Annotated in this window: 18 protein-coding genes; 11 read left to right on the top strand and 7 right to left on the bottom strand. The window is 72.2% G+C overall.

Annotation, left to right across the window (positions count from 1 at the left end):
• The first annotated feature begins 3 nt into the window (after positions 1-3).
• The 4 genes from DSM112329_RS18440 (at position 4) to DSM112329_RS18425 (ending at position 4,261) form a co-directional block, all read left to right on the top strand.
• Positions 4-981 (top strand): zinc-binding dehydrogenase, encoded by a 978-nt coding sequence (locus DSM112329_RS18440; RefSeq protein ID WP_354698019.1) that lies wholly within the window; start codon positions 4-6, stop codon positions 979-981.
• Between the two features lie 4 nt (positions 982-985).
• Positions 986-1,861 (top strand): alpha/beta hydrolase, encoded by an 876-nt coding sequence (locus DSM112329_RS18435; RefSeq protein ID WP_354698018.1) that lies wholly within the window; start codon positions 986-988, stop codon positions 1,859-1,861.
• The gene (locus DSM112329_RS18430) at positions 1,858-3,018 is read left to right on the top strand and encodes an acyl-CoA dehydrogenase family protein (protein WP_354698017.1); all 1,161 of its coding nucleotides are present in this window, start codon (positions 1,858-1,860) and stop codon (positions 3,016-3,018) included. The genes DSM112329_RS18435 and DSM112329_RS18430 overlap by 4 nt, the downstream gene beginning before the upstream one ends.
• Positions 3,019-3,133: 115 nt before the next feature.
• Positions 3,134-4,261 (top strand): saccharopine dehydrogenase NADP-binding domain-containing protein, encoded by a 1,128-nt coding sequence (locus DSM112329_RS18425; protein ID WP_354698016.1) that lies wholly within the window; start codon positions 3,134-3,136, stop codon positions 4,259-4,261.
• Here DSM112329_RS18425 and DSM112329_RS18420 read toward each other — a convergent pair.
• The 3 genes from DSM112329_RS18420 to DSM112329_RS18410 are packed head-to-tail and all read right to left on the bottom strand — an operon-like array spanning position 4,246 to position 6,123.
• Complete coding sequence (locus DSM112329_RS18420; protein WP_354698015.1) at positions 4,246-4,884, bottom strand: TetR/AcrR family transcriptional regulator; 639 nt, start codon at positions 4,882-4,884, stop codon at positions 4,246-4,248. The genes DSM112329_RS18425 and DSM112329_RS18420 overlap by 16 nt on opposite strands.
• Positions 4,881-5,510 carry a TetR/AcrR family transcriptional regulator gene (locus DSM112329_RS18415; protein WP_354698014.1) on the bottom strand — a complete coding sequence of 210 codons (630 nt, stop codon included), beginning with the start codon at positions 5,508-5,510 and terminating at the stop codon, positions 4,881-4,883. Before DSM112329_RS18415 ends, DSM112329_RS18420 begins: the two co-directional genes overlap by 4 nt.
• Before the next feature lie 55 nt (positions 5,511-5,565).
• Positions 5,566-6,123, bottom strand: coding sequence for a dinucleotide-binding protein (locus DSM112329_RS18410; RefSeq protein WP_354698013.1), 558 nt, complete (start codon positions 6,121-6,123; stop codon positions 5,566-5,568).
• A 101-nt stretch (positions 6,124-6,224) separates the two neighbouring features.
• Between DSM112329_RS18410 and DSM112329_RS18405 the strand changes: the two genes are divergently transcribed.
• Positions 6,225-6,830: a TetR/AcrR family transcriptional regulator gene (locus DSM112329_RS18405; RefSeq protein WP_354698012.1), complete on the top strand. Its 606-nt coding sequence runs from the start codon at positions 6,225-6,227 to the stop codon at positions 6,828-6,830.
• Here DSM112329_RS18405 and DSM112329_RS18400 read toward each other — a convergent pair.
• The 4 genes from DSM112329_RS18400 to DSM112329_RS18385 form a co-directional block, all read right to left on the bottom strand.
• Complete coding sequence (locus DSM112329_RS18400; protein WP_354698011.1) at positions 6,827-7,330, bottom strand: VOC family protein; 504 nt, start codon at positions 7,328-7,330, stop codon at positions 6,827-6,829. The two genes, DSM112329_RS18405 and DSM112329_RS18400, sit on opposite strands and share 4 nt — an antisense overlap.
• Before the next feature lie 80 nt (positions 7,331-7,410).
• The gene (locus DSM112329_RS18395; RefSeq protein WP_354702496.1) at positions 7,411-8,406 is read right to left on the bottom strand and encodes an NADP-dependent oxidoreductase; all 996 of its coding nucleotides are present in this window, start codon (positions 8,404-8,406) and stop codon (positions 7,411-7,413) included.
• 160 nt (positions 8,407-8,566) lie between these two features.
• Positions 8,567-9,808, bottom strand: a complete 1,242-nt coding sequence (locus tag DSM112329_RS18390; protein WP_354698010.1) for a helix-turn-helix domain-containing protein — start codon at positions 9,806-9,808, stop codon at positions 8,567-8,569.
• A gap of 111 nt (positions 9,809-9,919) precedes the next feature.
• On the bottom strand, positions 9,920-11,584 hold the full coding sequence (locus DSM112329_RS18385; protein WP_354698009.1) for an NAD(P)/FAD-dependent oxidoreductase: 1,665 nt from the start codon (positions 11,582-11,584) through the stop codon (positions 9,920-9,922).
• Positions 11,585-11,701: 117 nt separating this feature from the next.
• Between DSM112329_RS18385 and DSM112329_RS18380 the strand changes: the two genes are divergently transcribed.
• The 6 genes from DSM112329_RS18380 to DSM112329_RS18355 all read left to right on the top strand — a co-directional run bounded on the left by DSM112329_RS18380 (position 11,702) and on the right by DSM112329_RS18355 (position 16,000).
• Positions 11,702-12,313 carry a helix-turn-helix domain-containing protein gene (locus DSM112329_RS18380; RefSeq protein WP_354698008.1) on the top strand — a complete coding sequence of 204 codons (612 nt, stop codon included), beginning with the start codon at positions 11,702-11,704 and terminating at the stop codon, positions 12,311-12,313.
• 87 nt (positions 12,314-12,400) lie between these two features.
• Complete coding sequence (locus DSM112329_RS18375) at positions 12,401-13,171, top strand: hypothetical protein (protein ID WP_354698007.1); 771 nt, start codon at positions 12,401-12,403, stop codon at positions 13,169-13,171.
• The gene (locus tag DSM112329_RS18370) at positions 13,168-13,776 is read left to right on the top strand and encodes a cytochrome c oxidase subunit 3 (RefSeq protein WP_354698006.1); all 609 of its coding nucleotides are present in this window, start codon (positions 13,168-13,170) and stop codon (positions 13,774-13,776) included. Before DSM112329_RS18375 ends, DSM112329_RS18370 begins: the two co-directional genes overlap by 4 nt.
• A gap of 2 nt (positions 13,777-13,778) precedes the next feature.
• Positions 13,779-14,045, top strand: a complete 267-nt coding sequence (locus tag DSM112329_RS18365) for a cytochrome C oxidase subunit IV family protein (protein ID WP_354698005.1) — start codon at positions 13,779-13,781, stop codon at positions 14,043-14,045.
• A gap of 96 nt (positions 14,046-14,141) precedes the next feature.
• Positions 14,142-14,648 carry a pyridoxamine 5'-phosphate oxidase family protein gene (locus tag DSM112329_RS18360; RefSeq protein ID WP_354698004.1) on the top strand — a complete coding sequence of 169 codons (507 nt, stop codon included), beginning with the start codon at positions 14,142-14,144 and terminating at the stop codon, positions 14,646-14,648.
• Positions 14,645-16,000 carry a GAF domain-containing protein gene (locus DSM112329_RS18355; RefSeq protein ID WP_354698003.1) on the top strand — a complete coding sequence of 452 codons (1,356 nt, stop codon included), beginning with the start codon at positions 14,645-14,647 and terminating at the stop codon, positions 15,998-16,000. The genes DSM112329_RS18360 and DSM112329_RS18355 overlap by 4 nt, the downstream gene beginning before the upstream one ends.
• Positions 16,001-16,027 lie beyond the last annotated feature (27 nt).

The raw sequence follows: 16,027 nt of genomic DNA, 5'->3' as shown, positions 1-16,027 counted from the left end.
GCCATGCTGACCCTCTCGGTCACCGAGCCGAACCCCAAGGACCCCGTCGCCGCGATCGACCTGCGCGAGAAGGACGCGCCCGTCGCCCCCGAGGGCTGGGCGACGGTGGACGTCCGCACCGCAGCCCTGAACCACCACGACGTGTGGTCGCTGCGCGGCGCGCTGGACCGCTCCTGGCTGCCCCTGGTCCTGGGGTCGGACGGCGCCGGCGTCGACCAGGACGGCAACGAGGTCATCCTCTACCCGCTGATCGCCGACGCCGGCCGCGGCGGCGGGGACGAGACGCTCGACCCGCAGGGGATGATGCTGTCCAGCGGGATCGACGGCACGTTCGCCGGCCAGGTCGTCGTCCCGCGCCGGAACCTGATCCCGAAGCCCGCCGAGCTCTCGTGGGAGGCCGCCGGATCGCTCGGGACCGCCTGGCTCACCGCCTACCGGATGCTGTTCTCCGGTGCCGGGCTGACGCCGGGGTCGACCGTGCTCGTGCAGGGCGCCGGCGGCGGTGTGGCGACCGCGCTGATCGCGATCGGCCGCGCGTCGGGGCTGCGGGTCTGGGTCGCGAGCGAGGACGCGGGCAAGCGCGCCCGCGCGGTCGACGAGCTCGGCGCCCACGCCGCGTTCAGCCGCGAGACCCGCCTGCCCGAGCGGGTCGACGCCGTCATGGAGACCGTCGGCGAGGCGACGTGGGGACACTCGCTGCGCGCCGTCCGGCCCGGCGGCAAGGTCGTCGTGTCCGGCGCGACGACCGGGCCGAACCCGCCCGCCGACCTCACGCGCGTGTTCCTGCCGCAGGTGTCGATCGTCGGCGCGACGATGGGCACGCGGGTCGAGCTCGAGCGGCTCATCCGCCTCTGCGTGACGACCGGCATCGCGCCCACGATCGACGCGACGTTCGCGCTCGGCGAGGCACACGCGGGCGTCGAGCGGATGGTGTCGAACCGGACGTTCGGCAAGGTCGTCTTCGACTGCACGGCGGCCTGACGCGGTGAGCCGGCTGATCGCGGTCGCCGCGGACGGCGTCCGGCTCCACGTCGCGGACCACGGTCCCCGCGACGGCCCGCCGGTGGTCCTGGTCCACGGCTGGTCGCTGAGCGGCGCGGCCTGGGGCGGGACGCCGGACACCCTCGCGGCCGCCGGGCATCGCGTGGTCGCCCTCGACCTGCGCGGCCACGGCCACTCGGACAAGCCGGCCGGCGGGTACGACGCGGGCCGGCTGGCGGCGGACGTGACCGCGGTCCTCGACGCGCTTGACCTGGACGACGTCGCCCTCGTCGGCTGGTCGATCGGTGGCCTCGTCGCGGCCCGCGCCGCACTCGACGCACCAGAGCGGATCGGGCGTCTCGTCCTCGTCGCCGCCAGCGGTGCCGCGGCCGCGCGGACAGCCGGCTACCCGTTCGGCCCGCCCGCGGACGCCGTCCTCCCGCACCTGCTCGCCGCCGAGGGCGACGGCCCCCTCCGGCCCGCCGCCCGCCGCGACGCGCTCGCGAACTGCTTCGCCGCGCCCCCGCCCGCCGCGCTCCTCGACCGGTTGCTGGACATCTCCCTCCGGACGCCGACCCACGCCGCGGCCGCCTGCCTGCGCACGCTGCTGCTCACCGACCTGAGCGCCGAGCTGCCGCTCCTGCGCGTCCCCGTCACCCACATCGCCGGCGCGACCGACCCGTCCGTCTCACTGAAGGGCGTCCGCTGGGCCGCGGGCGTGACCGGCTCGCAGGTCGTCACGCTGGACTGCGCGCACTACCCGATGCACGAGCTTCCAGACGCCTTCGCCGCCGCGCTCCTGTCGGCCTGCGGGCCGACCACCCCCGCTGCGCTGCCGGACCGCACGCCGACCACCCTGAACCAAGGAACACCAGCATGAGCACCACCGCCCCGGGCCTCAGGCGTACCCTCTTCGAGCCCGAGCACGACGCCTTCCGCGAGTCCGTCCGCGCGTTCTTCACCAAGGAGGCGCTCCCGCACACCGTGAAGTGGGAGGCCGCCGGCATGGTCGACCGCGCGTACTGGAAGCAGGCGGCGGCGCAGGGGCTCGTCGGCTTCGAGGTCCCCGAGGAGTTCGGCGGCGCGGGCCTGAAGGACTTCCGCTTCAACGCGATCCTCGACGAGGAGGGCGTCCGCCTCGGCGTGGTCGGCGACGGCATCGCGCTCACCAACGACATGGTCCTGCCGTACTTCCTCGAGTACGGCACCGCGGAGCAGCACGCCCGCTGGCTGCCCGGCATCACGACCGGCGACACCGCGATCGCCGTCGCCATGAGCGAGCCCGGCACCGGCTCGGACCTGCGCGGCATCCAGTCGACCGCGCGCCGCGTCGCGGGCGGCTGGTCGGTGTCCGGCTCCAAGACGTTCGTGACGAGCGGCATCCAGGCGCAGCTCGTGGTCGTCGTCGCCAAGATCCCCGCGGACGACGGCGGCGGCTTCGGCCTGTTCGTCGTCGAGGAGGGGATGGACGGGTTCGAGCGCGGGCGCAAGCTCGACAAGATCGGCCGCCGCGCCCAGGACACGGCCGAGCTGTTCTTCGAGAGCGTGCACGTCCCCGACGAGAACGTCCTGGGGGAGGTCGGCAGTGCGATGCGCTACCTGACCGCGAACCTCGCGCAGGAGCGCCTGTCGATGGCGATCGCCGCGGTCGCCAGCGCCGAGCGCGTCGTCGAGATCGCTCTGGAGTACTCGCTCGAGCGTCACGCGTTCGGCAAGCCGATCGGCTCGTTCCAGGCCAACCGCTTCGCGATCGCCGAGCTCCACACGAAGGCGCAGATCGCGCGGGCCTACATCGACCGCTGCCTGGAGGCGCACTGCGCCGGCGAGCTGTCGGCCGCCGATGCCGCGGGCGCGAAGTTCTGGACGACCGAGCTCGAGTGGGAGACCCTCGACCGCTGCCTGCAGCTGCACGGCGGCTACGGCTACATGGAGGAGTACGAGATCGCCCGCCGCTGGCGCGACTCGCGGGTGCAGCGGATCTACGGCGGCACCAACGAGATCATGCGCGAGATCGTCGGCCGCGCGCTGGGGCTGTGAGCGGCGTGGACGACTTCACCGGACAGTCCGTCGTCGTCGTCGCCGCAACAGCTACGTCGTCGACGGTGGCCTCACGGCCGCACCGATGTAGGACCACCCGAGGGAACCGCCCGTCATGACCCGCATCGTCCTCCTCGGCGCCACCGGCTACACCGGCCGCCTGATCGCCGAGCAGCTCGTCGGCCGCGGTCTCGCGCCGCTGCTGGCCGGCCGCTCGGCGTCCGCCCTCGACGCGCTGGCCGCCACGCTCGGCGGCGGCCGCGTCGCCGGGACCGCGGTCGTCACGCTCGACGACCCACGGACGATCGCCCGGCTGCTGTCGCCGGGCGACGTGCTCATCACCACCGTCGGCCCGTTCCTGACGCTCGGCCACGCGGCGCTGACGGCGGCGCTCGACGCCGGGGCCCACTACGTCGACACCACCGGCGAGGCACCGTTCGTCCGCCATGTCTTCCGCGCGCCGGGGGCCGCTGCGGCCGCGAAGGGCTGTGCGCTCCTGCCGGCGTTCGGCTACGACTTCGTCCCCGGGAACCTCGCCGGCGCCCTCGCGCTCGAGCGCGCGGGGGAGGCCGCCGAGCGCCTCGACGTCGGCTACTTCTTCCTCGGCGACACGCAGACCGCGCTCAGCGGCGGGACGCAGGCCTCGGCTGCCGGCGTCCTCACCGAACCCGGCTTCACGTTCGCCGGCGGGCGGGTGGTCGAGGAACGCTGCGGCGCGCGGATCCGCCGCTACGACGTCCAGGGGCAGCGCCGTCCGGGCCTGACCCTCGGGTCGTCCGAGGTCCTCACGCTGCCCGCCCGCTTCCCGCACGTGGTCGACATCGACGTCCACCAGGGCGGGCTCGGTGCGGTCACGCCGCTCGTTGCCCAGGTGGGCCGCGTCGCCGCCGTCCCGTCACTCGCGCGCGCGGTGCGCGCGCTCGCCGGCAAGCTCGTCAAGGGCTCGACCGGCGGACCGGACGCCGAGTCCCGCTCGCGCTCGGCGACGCACGTGGTCGCGATCGCGTCCGACCGCGCCGGCCGGTTCCTCGAGCAGGTGGTGGTTCAGGGACCCAACGTCTACGACGCGACCGCGGCGACGATCGCCTGGTCGGCCGACCGCATCGTCGCCGGCGGCCTGGAGGGCGTCGGTGCCCTCGGGCCGGTGGACGCGTTCGGCCTGCGCGAGCTCGAGCGCGGCTGTGCGTCGCTCGGCATCGCCGAGCCCGCCGCGCCGGCGGCGAGCGTTCAGACGCGCGCGTAGAGCGCCTCCCACACGAGGTCCGTGTAGGAGTCGATCATCGCGTCGAGCTCGTCCGGCTCGGCGCGGTCGAGGATCGTGTGCTGGCAGCGCTCGGTCATCCAGATGAGCCAGGTGGCGGTCTCGCCGGGAAGGACGTCGGCCCGCACGAAGCCCTCGGCCTGGCCGCGGCGGATGTGCCGGCGCAGGCCCGCGATCGACCGCGCCGTGATGCGCTCGACCTCAGCGCGGATCAGCGGGTCGTAGGCCGCGGCGGCGTAGGCGGCGCCCATCAGCGTCGTGTGCGGGTTGTAGGTCCGGATGACCGGGTCCAGCGCGCGCCGCAGGGCGTCGCGGTCCTGGCCGGCACCGAAGGCGAACCAGGCGACGGCCGCGTCCTCGATCTCCGCGGCGATGTCCGCGAACGTCGCGCGCAGCAGCTCGCCCTTGTCGGTGAAGTACACGTAGAACGTGGACCGTGCCATCCCGGCCTGCTTGGTGATGCGCCCGACGCTGAGCTCCGTGTAGCTGGCCCCGTCGATCAGCAGCTGGTCGACCGCGTCCAGGAGCCGCTCCTGGACCTGGCGCTGCTTCTTCGCCGATGCCTTCGGGTGGGGTGCCCGGCCGGCGTCGGCCGCAGCGCTCACCGGGCGCCCGCGTAGAGGACGTTCCACACGATGTCGGTGGACGACTCGAGGTAGCCGTCGCGCTCGCCGGGCTCCGCAGCCGCAGCGAACTGGTACAGCCCGCGCTCGATCATGCAGGTCAGCCAGAGCGCCATGCGCTCGGGGTCCAGGTGCCCGTGCACGTTGCCCTCGGCCTGCCCGCGCCGGATGTGCTCGGTGATCTCGCGGACGTGCAGGTCGAAGCTCTCGGCGTACGCGGCGCCGACGTTCGTGTCGTAGGACGCCGTCTCGATGACCGCCTGCATGAGCAGCCGGTGCGGGTAGTAGGCGTCGTACATCTTCCGCAGCGCGGCCCGCAGGTCGTCGCGGCCCGCACCCGGTGCCAGGTGCCACCAGTCCTGGCAGGCGTCCAGGTACTCGACCGTCAGCTCGCCCGTCAGCGACGTGAGCAGATGCGCCTTGTCCGCGAAGAACAGGTAGAACGTCGACCGCGGCACCTCGGCCTCCGTGATCAGCCGGTCGATCGTGATCTCGGTGTAGGACTCGCCGGTCCCCAGCAGCCGCTCGACCACCGCCAGCAGCCGCGCCTGCGCCTCCTCGCGGCGGGCGCCGCGATCAGCGCCGGTCTTGCGGGTGACGGAGGGCATCGGCTCGTGGAGTTTACCGGCGGACCCTGTCGGTCCTGGTGCCGTGCCGAGTCGCTCAGATCCCTTGTGGCGGGGCGAAGCGGTAGTAGAGCAGCCCGGCGTCGGCGTCCTTGACGATCGCCATGTACATCGCGGCGAACGCCTCCTGGGTGCCGGCGCGGTCGAGTGGCCCGCCGTGGCGGGGCTGCAGGCCGGCGTCGTGCGTGAGCTGCTCGACGACCGCCCGCGTGGCGTCGTCGCCGACCCAGATGTTGTCCGGCCGGCTCGGTGCCTCGGCAGCGCCCTCGAGCAGCTTGCCGAAGTTGAGGTTGAACGCCTTGGCCGTCGGGCCGCCCAGGACCGCCTTGACGTATTCGGCGTTCGAGGCGTGACCCTCGTGCGGTGCCTCGCCGTCGAGCCGGTTGCTGGCCTCGATGACGGTCTTGCCCTCCAAGCCGGTCACGCCGGCCAGCGCTGCGGGGATGTCGGCGTGGCGGACGGCCAGCAGGACGACGTCGGCGCTCGACGCGTCGCCGCCCTCGCGGCCCAGCGTCGTCACCTGATGGCCGGCTGCGGTCCAGAGGCGTGCCAGGGTGCCGCCGATGCTGCCGCGGCCGATGGTGGTGATGTTCATGTCGGTTCTCCTTCGATGGGGGATACTAAGTACACCGATCTGTTTCCAAACCGTAGCATTTACGTACACCGATCGGTACCCGGCTGGGCTAAGCTGGTCGCATGACCGAGCCGGAGAAGGGGCCGCTGGGCCTGCGCCGCGGCAGGGGCGCCAGGGAGCGCATCCTGATCGCAGCGCGGCAGCTGTTCCGCGAGCAGGGCATCAACTCCACCGGCATCGACCAGCTCTGCTCGGTCGCCGGGGTGTCCAAGCGCACGCTGTACCAGCACTTCGCCAGCAAGGACGAGGTGATCGCCGAGCACCTGCGCCGGTTCGATCCGGACATCCTGCCCGGCGTGTTCGACTGCGCCGACCTCACGCCCCGCGAACGGCTTCTTGCCGCCTTCGAGATCAACGCGCCGCTCTGCCCGTTCATCGCGGCCGCCGTCGAGATCCAGGACCCGGACCATCCGGCGCGGGCCCTGTCCCGCGACTACAAGACGGCGTTCGCCACGCGGTTCGCCGACACCGCCCGCGAGGCCGGCGCCGCGCACCCCGAGCAGCTCGGCGAGCAGCTCGCGCTGCTCCTCGACGGCGCGTCGGCGCGCGGTCGCGTGTTCAGCACCGAGAGCTTCGCCACCGCCGCCGCCATCGCGGCCGTCCTCGTCGACAACGCCCTCCCTACGGCTGCGGCCTTGCCCGGCGCGCGCGGCGGAACCGGCTCCTAGCCCAGGACGTCGGTCGCCTGCCCGGCGAACTGCGCGTACTCGAGGAAGGTCCCGTCCGGGTCCTTGAAGCACAGGAACCGCGCCTCGACGCCGTCGGCCGGCTCGTTCAACGCCGTCTCGTAGTGCGCGGGCTCGGAGACGAGCTCGACGCCGTTGGCCTTCAGCACGGCCGCGGTCGCATCGATGTCGGCGACCTCGAAGCACAGCCGGCAGATCCCGATGTTGTGCAGCGTCGCGTAGGGCTCGCCCGCCGGCTGTGGGTCCCGGAACTCGATGATGTCCAGGAACGGCACCGGGTTCTCGCCGGGGATCTTCATGAAGACGGCGCGGAACTCGCGGCCCTCGGGGAGCCCGAGGCCGGGCCAGGTGCGCGACCCCTCGACGAACCGCATGTCCGAGAAGACCTCGAACCCGAGCATCTCGTAGAACGGGATCGTCCGGTCGAGGTCCCTGACGCAGATGTTCGCGTGGACCATCTGCTTGATGCTGACGCTGTCCATGGTGCTCTCCTTGGGGTGGGGTGGTGCGATTCGGCGGACGCCACGGTCCGCCCTGTGAGCCTGGGTCCGGGCTGGGTCCGTCAGACCGGGACGGGGTCGGGTCCGACGCGGACCATCCGCTTGCCGAGGTTCTCGCCGGCCAGCAGCCCGATGAGGGCGGTCGGGGCCTGTTCGAGGCCGTCGATCACGTCCTCGAGGACCCGGAGCTCGCCGGAGTCGATCCACGCGGCCATCTCCGCGCCGGCCGCCGGCCACTCGGACATGTAGTCGAGGACGATGAAGCCCTCCATGCGCAGGCGGTGGGTGACGATCTTCAGCGGGACCATGGCCGCGTCCACGGGGGGCGCCGGCTGGTCGTAGCTGGACAGGCCGCCGCAGCACACGACGCGGCCGCGCTCGTTCAGCAGGCGCATGCAGAAGTTGAGGATGTCGCCGCCGACGTTGTCGAAGTACACGTCGATCCCGTCGGGACAGGCGGCCGCGAGGTCCTCCTTGAACGTCGGCGAGCGGTGGCTGACCGTGGCGTCGAACCCGAGCTCGTCCTCGAGCATGCGCCGTTTCGCGTCCGAGCTCGAGATCCCGACGACGCGGGCACCCTTGATGCGGGCGATCTGCCCGACGACGTTGCCGGTGGCCCCGGCGGCGGCGGACACGACGACCGTCTCACCCGGGGCCGGCGCGCCGATCTCGAGCAGGCCGAAATAGGCGGTCATGCCGGTCAGCCCGAGGGTGCTGAGGTGGTGCGTCAGCGCCGTCTGGATGGGGACGGGCATCGCAGTGGCGGCCGGGATCGCCGCGTACTCCTGCCAGCCGGTGTCGCAGAAGACGACCGACCCGGGCGCGAGCGCGCTCTTGCCCGGGTCGACGACCTCGGCCAGCGCGTAGGCGGCCATCACGTCGCCGGCCACGAGCTGCGGGCGGTAGGTGGGTCCGTTCATCCACGCGCGGTTCGCGGGGTCGACGGACAGGAGCACGGTGCGCACCAGGGCCTCTCCCGGTCCGGGGGTGGGCACCGGGCCGTGGCGGTGGGTGAAATGGCTTGGCTCGAGCGCCGATTCAGGCAGACGGTCGAGCACGATCTGGCGTTGTTCGGTCGGCACTGAGGTCTCCGTCGCGTCCGCTTTCGGGGCAGTGGGAAGACCCTCCCCGACCGGGCCGGCCATCCCCATATCGCAACCCGTGAAGTCGCTGCGCGGATCCCGACAGGCGGTGCCCCGGCCGGGGGGTGCAGCCGGGTCAGCCGAGCGGGTCGTTCAGCACGCGGTGCAGCCGGAGCGCGATCGCGAGCTCCGTCCGGCGTGACAGCATCGTGCTGCCGATCTCGTCCTCGACGGCGCGCAGGCGATTGCGCACGGTCTGCTCGTGCACCGCCAGGACGGCGGCCGCGCCGACGTGGCTACCCGTCTGCAGCCAGGCCTCGATCGTCTCGCGGAGCCGGGCCGGTCGCTCGCCGGTGCCGGCGAAGCTCCCGAGCTCGGCCAGGACGAACTCGCGGGCGAGCGACTCGTCGGCGAGCAGGAGCGCCTCGAGGCGGACGTCCGAATACCACACGATGGCAGCGGTGTGGTCCTGCGTGGCCTCGCGTACGCGGAGCGCGTGGCGGGCCTGCTCGTACGAGCGGCGGAACCCGACCAGGCCGTCCCCGGCGTCGCCCAGTGCTCCGGCCAGGTCGAGCTGCCCGAGCACGCGCCGCATCCGCCCGATGGTCCGGGGGTGCTCGGGCTCCTCGCATCCGATCCAGATGCACCACGTGGACACGCTCACCTGATGCAGCAGCGCGTGCCGTGCGCCGCTCGCCTCGCGGAGGGCGTTCGCGACGTCGTGGACCACGGTGGTGCTCGCCGCCGTGAGCACCAGTGCACGGTGGCGGAGCGCGACGTCGTAGTGCAGGGCCTGCTCGATGTCCGGCGTCACCTGGTCGACCGAGCCGTCGAGGATCCTGCGGACCATCGTCGACCGGACGTGGTCACGGGTGCGGTCCATCTCGCGGCGGGTGGCCTCGTACCTGGCCAGGACCCGGGGGACCATCGCGTCGATGTACGCGGTGAGCATGCGGCCGGGGATGAACACGAGGTCCCGCAGCGGGACCTCGTGTTCCCGGGACCACTCCTCCGCCAGCACGAACCACTCCTCCCAGATCACCCAGTGCCCGATGCGGTAGCCGCGCTCGAGCATCGTCCGCGGGTCGCCGAGCCGCGCCATCATCTCGGCGAGCGCGAACGCCCCCAGCGGCTCGGCCGCGCCGATCGGCGCGCGCCCCGCCAGGACGCCCAGGATGGCCTGCAGGTTGTCGTGGACGCTGGGGCGGACGGTGGCCCGGAACGCCGCATCGTCGACACGCGACGGGAAGACCTCGTGCATGATCCGCTCGAGCGCGCGGTCGCCGAACGCCACGACGTCGATCGCCTCGATCAGCGCGCGGATGTCCTCGCCACGCTCAGCGGCCACTGCGGTCAGGGACAGGTCGACGCCTTCCATCCCGACCGACTGTCGCACACCCTCAGCCGGCCTTCCACGCGCGGCCCGCGGAGGGCAAGGCCTGGTTCACCCGGGGTCGCCGCCGTGCACCGTCGGGACCTGCTCGTCAGCTCACCCGACCACCCGGCGCTTGAGCCGGCCGACGCGGGAGACGCGGTCGCGCATCAGCGTCTGCGCTGCGAGCTTGCCGGGGAGGGAGCACACGCCGCCGGTCGGGTGGGTGCTCGCGCCGGACAGGTAGAGGCCGTCGACCGGGGTCTTGTAGCCGCCGAAGCCAAGGGCGGGCTTGAGCGGGCCGAAGCGCGTGGGGAGCGGGTCGACGTGGTAGACGTTGCCGGCGGGGGCGTTGAAGCGCGCTTCGAGGTCGGGGCCGCCGAGGACGTCGCGGGCGATCTCCAGCGACTCGATGCCGTCGTAGTACTGCGCGCAGTCCTTCAGCACGCGGTCGCCGATCTCGTCGCGCATGTCCTCCCACGGGATACGGGGGTGGACGGGGATGACGCCGGACCACAGCCAGAAGGTGTCCTGCCCTTCGGGGGCCATCGTCTGGTCCACGTGGGTGGGGGAGATGCAGCAGGAGACCGGGACGGGGTCGGGCCAGTCGCCGCGGCAGACGTCGTCCCACGCCTGCGACTGCTCGGCGAGGGTGTGCCAGGCGACCAGTGCGGCGGCGGGGTCCAGGTCGTCGTCGCGCAGCTCGGAGATCCGCGGCAGGCTGAGCTTGCCCTTGAGCGCGACGTTGATCTTCAGCGAGGTGGCCTGCGTCTTGGTGATGGGGATGTCGGCGGCGCGCACGGCCATCGGCTCGGGCAGGGCGCCGTCGGGGAGCAGGTCGACGAGGGCGTGGCGGGCGTTGCAGGCGCTCATCACGCCTTGCGAGGCGCGGATCCGCTCGCCGGTGTCGAGCAGGACGCCGGTCGCCCGGTTGCCCTCGACGACGATCCGCTCCACGCGGGCGCTGGTGCGGATCAGGCCGCCGTGGCTCTCGAAGCAGCGCGCGAGTGCCTTGGGCAGTTCGCCGGTGCCGCCGACGGGCATGGCGTTGCTGACACGCTGCACGACGCCGAGGTAGATGAGCGCGACGGCGGCGGTCATGTCGGCCTCCATGCGCTGGAAGGCGGCCATCGCGGCGAGGGCGCCCTTGGGCAGCTCGGTCTCGAACAGCTCGTCGAGGATCTCGGTGTGGGAGGCGGTCATGAAGTGCAGCAGCGGCTGCAGCTTGCCGGGACGGCGGGCAGTGCCGGCGAGGTCCTTGACGAGCTCGAGCGAGAGCGCCCGCGTGGGGTGGCTGCGCATGTACGTGAGGATCGGCGGCATGATCGCGTCGAGCGTCTCGGAGATCTCGCCCCACGCGCGCGCGTCCTTGCGGGAGAAGCGCTCGAGCTCGCGCATCGTCCGGGTGCGGTCCTTCCAGATCCCGAGCGACGTGCCGTCCGGTGCCAGCTGCAGGTGCGCAGGCTCGACGGGGACCTCGCGCAGGCCGAAGCGGGGTAGCTCGAGCTCCTGCGCGATCTGGGAGAGGCGGAAGACGCCCGTGAGTTGAATCGCGCCCTCGTTGAAGCGGTGCTCCGGAGCGGCGGCGAGCGTCGCGTTCGTCGCGGTCATCCCGCCGACCGCGTCGCCGGCCTCGACGATCAGCACCTTCAGGCCCTCGCGGGCCATGTAGCAGCCGGCCGTGAGGCCGTTGTGACCCGCGCCGATGATGAGGACGTCGACCTCGCGCTGGGCCAGCGGCGCGTTGGGATCGGTCGGTGGCGGGGTCTGGACGGTAGCCATACGTGACAGTAGAACACAGTTCTGAACGAAAGTTCAACTTTGGCCCGAGAGGACGGTGCCGTGTGTCAGGACCACCACCGTGCGATCCGTCACCGCGTGGCGTACGGTGCAGAGCAGATGACCGAGGTGCCCACCGTCGATCGCCAGCTCAGGCGCCGCGAGCAGACCCGGCGTCGCCTCATCGTGGCCGCTCGCGAGCTGATCTCCGCCAAGGGGGTCGCCGGGCTGCGGATCGCCGACATCACGGACACCGCCGACGTCGGCCGGGGCTCGTTCTACAACCACTTCGCCTCGAAGGAGGACCTGGTCGACGCCGTGGTCCGCGAGACGATCCGCGACCTCGCTGCCCAGATCGTCGCCGGCGCGGATGAGTCAGGGGACGCGGCCGTGGCGGCGAGCGCCGCCGACCGTCGCTTCATCCGGCTGGCCTACGACGACGTCGACGACGCGCGGCTGTTCGTCAACCTCGCGCACGAGAACATCTTCGAGGACTCGGTCGGCCCGTTCGCGCTCCGGGCGCTCGAGGTCGGCGTGGCGAGCGGGCGGTTCACCATCCCGAACCTCGAGATGGCGCTGATCGTGCTCACCGGCTCGGCGCTGACGCTCATGCGCCTGATCCTCGATGGCCGCGCCCCGGCCGACGCCGACGTCCTGCACGCCGAGGCGATGCTGACGATGTTCGGCGTGCCGGCCGAGGAGGCGCATCGCATCGCTCGCCTGCCCCTCTGAGCGCCATCGCCTGCGACTGACGGTGAACGTCCAGCCAGTACTGAACCTGGTGTCAGAACGTGTCGTCGAAGGTGTACAGTCGCGACCGTGGAGGGTGAGACGGGGCGCGCGGCCCACCTGCGCGATGTCGACATCTCGCGCCGCATCCAGGTCACCTGCGCGTGGTGCGGCGTCGGTTTCGTGGTGCTGCTCTTCGGCGGCTGGGGGCTGATCGGCGGGTTCATCCCGATGCTGCCGCCGGACGGCAGCCCGGAGCGGATCGCCGAGCTCTACAGCGAGCACGCCGACCTGCGCCGGTTCGGTCTGATCCTCGGCATGATCGGCGTCTTCCTCACCGTCCCGTTCTTCTTCGCGATCAGCATGCAGATGAGGCGCGCGGAGGAGCGGCGGGTTCCGATGCTGGCGATGCTGCAGTTCGCCTCGGGGCTGCTGGTGACGGTCGTGCTGATGATCCCGATGCTGCTGTTCCTCGGCGCGTCCTACCGGCCCGAGCGCACCCCGGAGCTGACCCAGCTCGTCAACGAGCTCTCGTACCTGATGCTGATCCTGCCGTGGCCGCCGATCATCGGCCAGCTGCTCGCGCTGTCGATCGCCACGCTCGCCGACCGCAGCCCGCGTCCCGTCTTCCCGCGCTGGTCGGCGTACTTCAACCTCTGGGTCGCCGTCCTGCTGACCCCGGCGAGCATGATCGTGTTCTTCCAGAGCGGCCCGTTCGCCTGGGCCGGCCTGCTCGGCTTCTGGATCCCGGCCGCGGTGTTCGGCGCCTGGTACCCGGTCATGACGTGGCTCCTGCTGCGGGCGATCGGCGAGGAGTCCCGCGCCGCCGCCGCGGCGGCGACCGAGGTACCGGCGCGATGAGCCGGCCGCAGACCGCCCCGCCGCCGGCCACCGACGCGGACCGGCCCGGCAGCGGCCAGGTGCCGGGGGAGCCGGGAATCTGGCTGGTCGTCATCGCCGACCTCGTCGTCTTCGCCGTCCTGTTCGGCATGTTCCTGAACTACCGCGCCGAGCAGCCCGCCCTGTGGGCCGCGTCCCAGGCGAAGCTGACCGCCGGGTTCGGCTTTGCCAACACGGTGATCCTGCTCACCAGCTCGCTTGCCGTCGTGGCCGCCGTCAACGCGACCCGCCTCGGGCGCACTGTCGACGCCGGGCGCGCGTTCGCGGCGGCGATGGGCTGCGGTCTGGTGTTCGTCGCGCTGAAGGCCGTCGAGTGGACGCTGAAAGCCCGCGACGGCGTCGTCCCCGACACGAACGACTTCTTCGCGCAGTACTACGTCTTCACCGGCCTGCACCTGCTGCATGTCCTCGTCGGCCTCACCGCCCTGCTCTTCGCGCGGCGCATCGCACGGGCCGGGGCCCACGGCCCGCACGACCAAGGCCTCGTCCAGAGCGCCGCCATCTTCTGGCACCTCGTCGACCTGCTCTGGCTGCTCCTGTTCCCGATCGTCTACTTCGTCCACTGACCATGACCTCCCTCGTCCCCCGCTCGGTCCAGGTCGTCTGGGCCACGCTTGTCGCGATCACCGCCGTCTCCTGGTGGACGAACGCCGACAGCGGCCTGGACCGCCGCGTCGCCGGCGCCGCGATCCTCGCGTTCGCGTTCGCCAAGACCTGGCTGGTCGCCATCCACTTCATGGACCTCCGCGCCGCGCCGGCCGGTCTGCGCCGCACGGTCGAGGCGATCCTCGCCTGCTCGTGCGCCGGGCTGATCGGCTGGTTCCTGTTGGCGTGACCCGTGGCAGGGCCCGTCCGGGTCCAGGTGGTCGGCTTGCGCGACTGCGCGGAATCACGGAGGCCGAGCACGAGCCCGTTCTCGAGGACGGCATGGGTGTCCGCCCGCCGCGATCTGTGGCCGGCGGTGTTCGGCGCTGCCGGTAACCTCGGCGGCGTGGATCTACGGGCCTTCCTCGACGACGGGCTGGCCATCATCGTCGCGACCGCCGACGATCAGCTGCACCCGGAGATCTCGCGGGGGTGGGGACCGCAGCTCGCGGACGACGGGGAGTCGCTCGAGTTGTGCGTCGCAGCCGCGCCGGGGTCACGCACACGAGTGAACCTCGAGCGGGGCGGCGTGATCGCCGCGACGTTCAGCGTGCCGACCACCTACCGCACGGTGCAGCTCAAGGGGCCGGTCGTCGACGTGGGTGAGCCGACGTCTGCGCAGGTCATCCGCGCGGACGAGCATCTGGCGGCGTTCGTGCGGCAGGTCGCGCAGGTCGGCGTCCCGCCGGTCGCGGCGGGGCGCATGCGCGAGCCGGTGCTGCTCGCTGTGCGCATGTCGATCGCCGAGCGTTACGAGCAGACTCCCGGGCCGAAGGCGGGCCTCCCGCTGTGAGCGAGCCGGTCACGCTGGAGTCGATCATGGCGTGCTTCCGCGGCGTGGTCCCCTCGTCGTTCGCCACCTGCGCCGCGGACGGGACGCCGAACATCTCCTTCCTGTCGCTGGTCCACTACGTCGACGCGGGGCGCGTGGGCCTGTCGCGGCAGTTCTTCAACAAGACCCGCGTCAACCTCGACGTCAACCCGTTCGGGCAGGTCCGGGTGGTGGATCCCGGCACGCTCGCCGAGTTCGCGCTGGATCTGCGCTACCTGCACACCGAGACCGAGGGCGCGACCTTCGACACGATGGCCGCGGCCATCGAGGCGAGCGCCGCGGGCGGGGACATGAGCGGCGTCTTCCGCCTACGCGGAGTCGACGTGCACCAGGTGCTGCGCTGCGCGCCCGTCGGCGTGGTGGCGACTGCGCCCCAGGCGCCGGTCGAGCGTGACGTGCTCGGCCGGTTGGACGAGTTCACGCGACGCCTCTCGCAATGCGGTGACTACGCCGAGGCAACACGGACCGCGCTGCGGTCGCTGGACGATCTGTTCGGGTTCACGCAGTCGATCCTGCTCGTCGGCGACGAGGGCGACGGGCACCTGTTCGCCGTCGCGGGGAACGGCTATCCGTCGCCGGCAGCGGGCGCCGAGGTGCCGCTTTCCGCGGGCGTCATCGGCATGGCCGCTGATCGTCGTCAAGTGGTGTGCGTGTCCAACGTCGCGCGCGGGCGGGTCATGCAGCACGCGATGAGCGGCGGTTGCGACAGCGGGCCGGGTATCCCGCTGCCCGCGTTGGACGCGGCGGGGAGTGTCGCCGCGGTGCCGCTCGTGGTCCAGGGCGGGCTGACCGGCGTGCTCTATCTGGAGAGTGCCGCGATCGGGACGTTCGGCCCGCACAACGAGCGCGTGCTGCGGTTGCTGGGCGGGTACGTCGCCGCGGCGCTGAGCGGACTCGCCGCGGATGAGCCCGCACGTGAGGCCGATGGTCCGCCGGCGCTGCCCGCACCGACGGGCACGACGCTGCGCATCACCTACTACCAGGCCGACGACAGCGTCTTCGCCGGCGATGGCTACGTCATCAAGGGCGTGGCGGGCCGCATCCTCTGGAAGCTCCTGGGCGCGCACGCGGCCGACGGTCGCACCGCGTTCACCAACCGCGAGCTGCGCCTCGACGAAGCCCTCGGCCTGCCGCCTGGCAACGACAACCTCGAGGCGCGGCTGCTCGTGCTGCGCAAGCGGCTGGCCGCGGGGGGCCACGGCGTGCAGATCGAGCGGACCGGCCGCGGGCACTTCGCGCTGCTCGTCACGCGGCCCCTCGAGCTGCTCGAGGTGCCCACGAGTGGCCCGATGCGCTCCGCGCACGCGAAATAAGGATCTTGGAAGGAACGCTAAGGGACT

Source organism: Paraconexibacter sp. AEG42_29 (assembly GCF_040581415.1).
Taxonomy (GTDB): domain Bacteria; phylum Actinomycetota; class Thermoleophilia; order Solirubrobacterales; family Solirubrobacteraceae; genus Paraconexibacter.
This window is presented reverse-complemented; position numbering and strand designations above follow the sequence as displayed.

Excerpts from the sequence above, each read along its gene's own strand:
- DSM112329_RS18440 (WP_354698019.1), top strand. The coding sequence starts at position 4 with ATGCTGACCCTCTCGGTCACCGAGCCGAACCCCAAGGACCCCGTCGCC.
- DSM112329_RS18430 (WP_354698017.1), top strand. The coding sequence starts at position 1,858 with ATGAGCACCACCGCCCCGGGCCTCAGGCGTACCCTCTTCGAGCCCGAG.
- DSM112329_RS18425 (WP_354698016.1), top strand. The coding sequence starts at position 3,134 with ATGACCCGCATCGTCCTCCTCGGCGCCACCGGCTACACCGGCCGCCTG.
- DSM112329_RS18415 (WP_354698014.1), bottom strand. The coding sequence starts at position 5,510 with ATGCCCTCCGTCACCCGCAAGACCGGCGCTGATCGCGGCGCCCGCCGC.
- DSM112329_RS18410 (WP_354698013.1), bottom strand. The coding sequence starts at position 6,123 with ATGAACATCACCACCATCGGCCGCGGCAGCATCGGCGGCACCCTGGCA.
- DSM112329_RS18405 (WP_354698012.1), top strand. The coding sequence starts at position 6,225 with ATGACCGAGCCGGAGAAGGGGCCGCTGGGCCTGCGCCGCGGCAGGGGC.
- DSM112329_RS18400 (WP_354698011.1), bottom strand. The coding sequence starts at position 7,330 with ATGGACAGCGTCAGCATCAAGCAGATGGTCCACGCGAACATCTGCGTC.
- DSM112329_RS18390 (WP_354698010.1), bottom strand. The coding sequence starts at position 9,808 with ATGGAAGGCGTCGACCTGTCCCTGACCGCAGTGGCCGCTGAGCGTGGC.
- DSM112329_RS18385 (WP_354698009.1), bottom strand. The coding sequence starts at position 11,584 with ATGGCTACCGTCCAGACCCCGCCACCGACCGATCCCAACGCGCCGCTG.
- DSM112329_RS18380 (WP_354698008.1), top strand. The coding sequence starts at position 11,702 with ATGACCGAGGTGCCCACCGTCGATCGCCAGCTCAGGCGCCGCGAGCAG.
- DSM112329_RS18370 (WP_354698006.1), top strand. The coding sequence starts at position 13,168 with ATGAGCCGGCCGCAGACCGCCCCGCCGCCGGCCACCGACGCGGACCGG.
- DSM112329_RS18365 (WP_354698005.1), top strand. The coding sequence starts at position 13,779 with ATGACCTCCCTCGTCCCCCGCTCGGTCCAGGTCGTCTGGGCCACGCTT.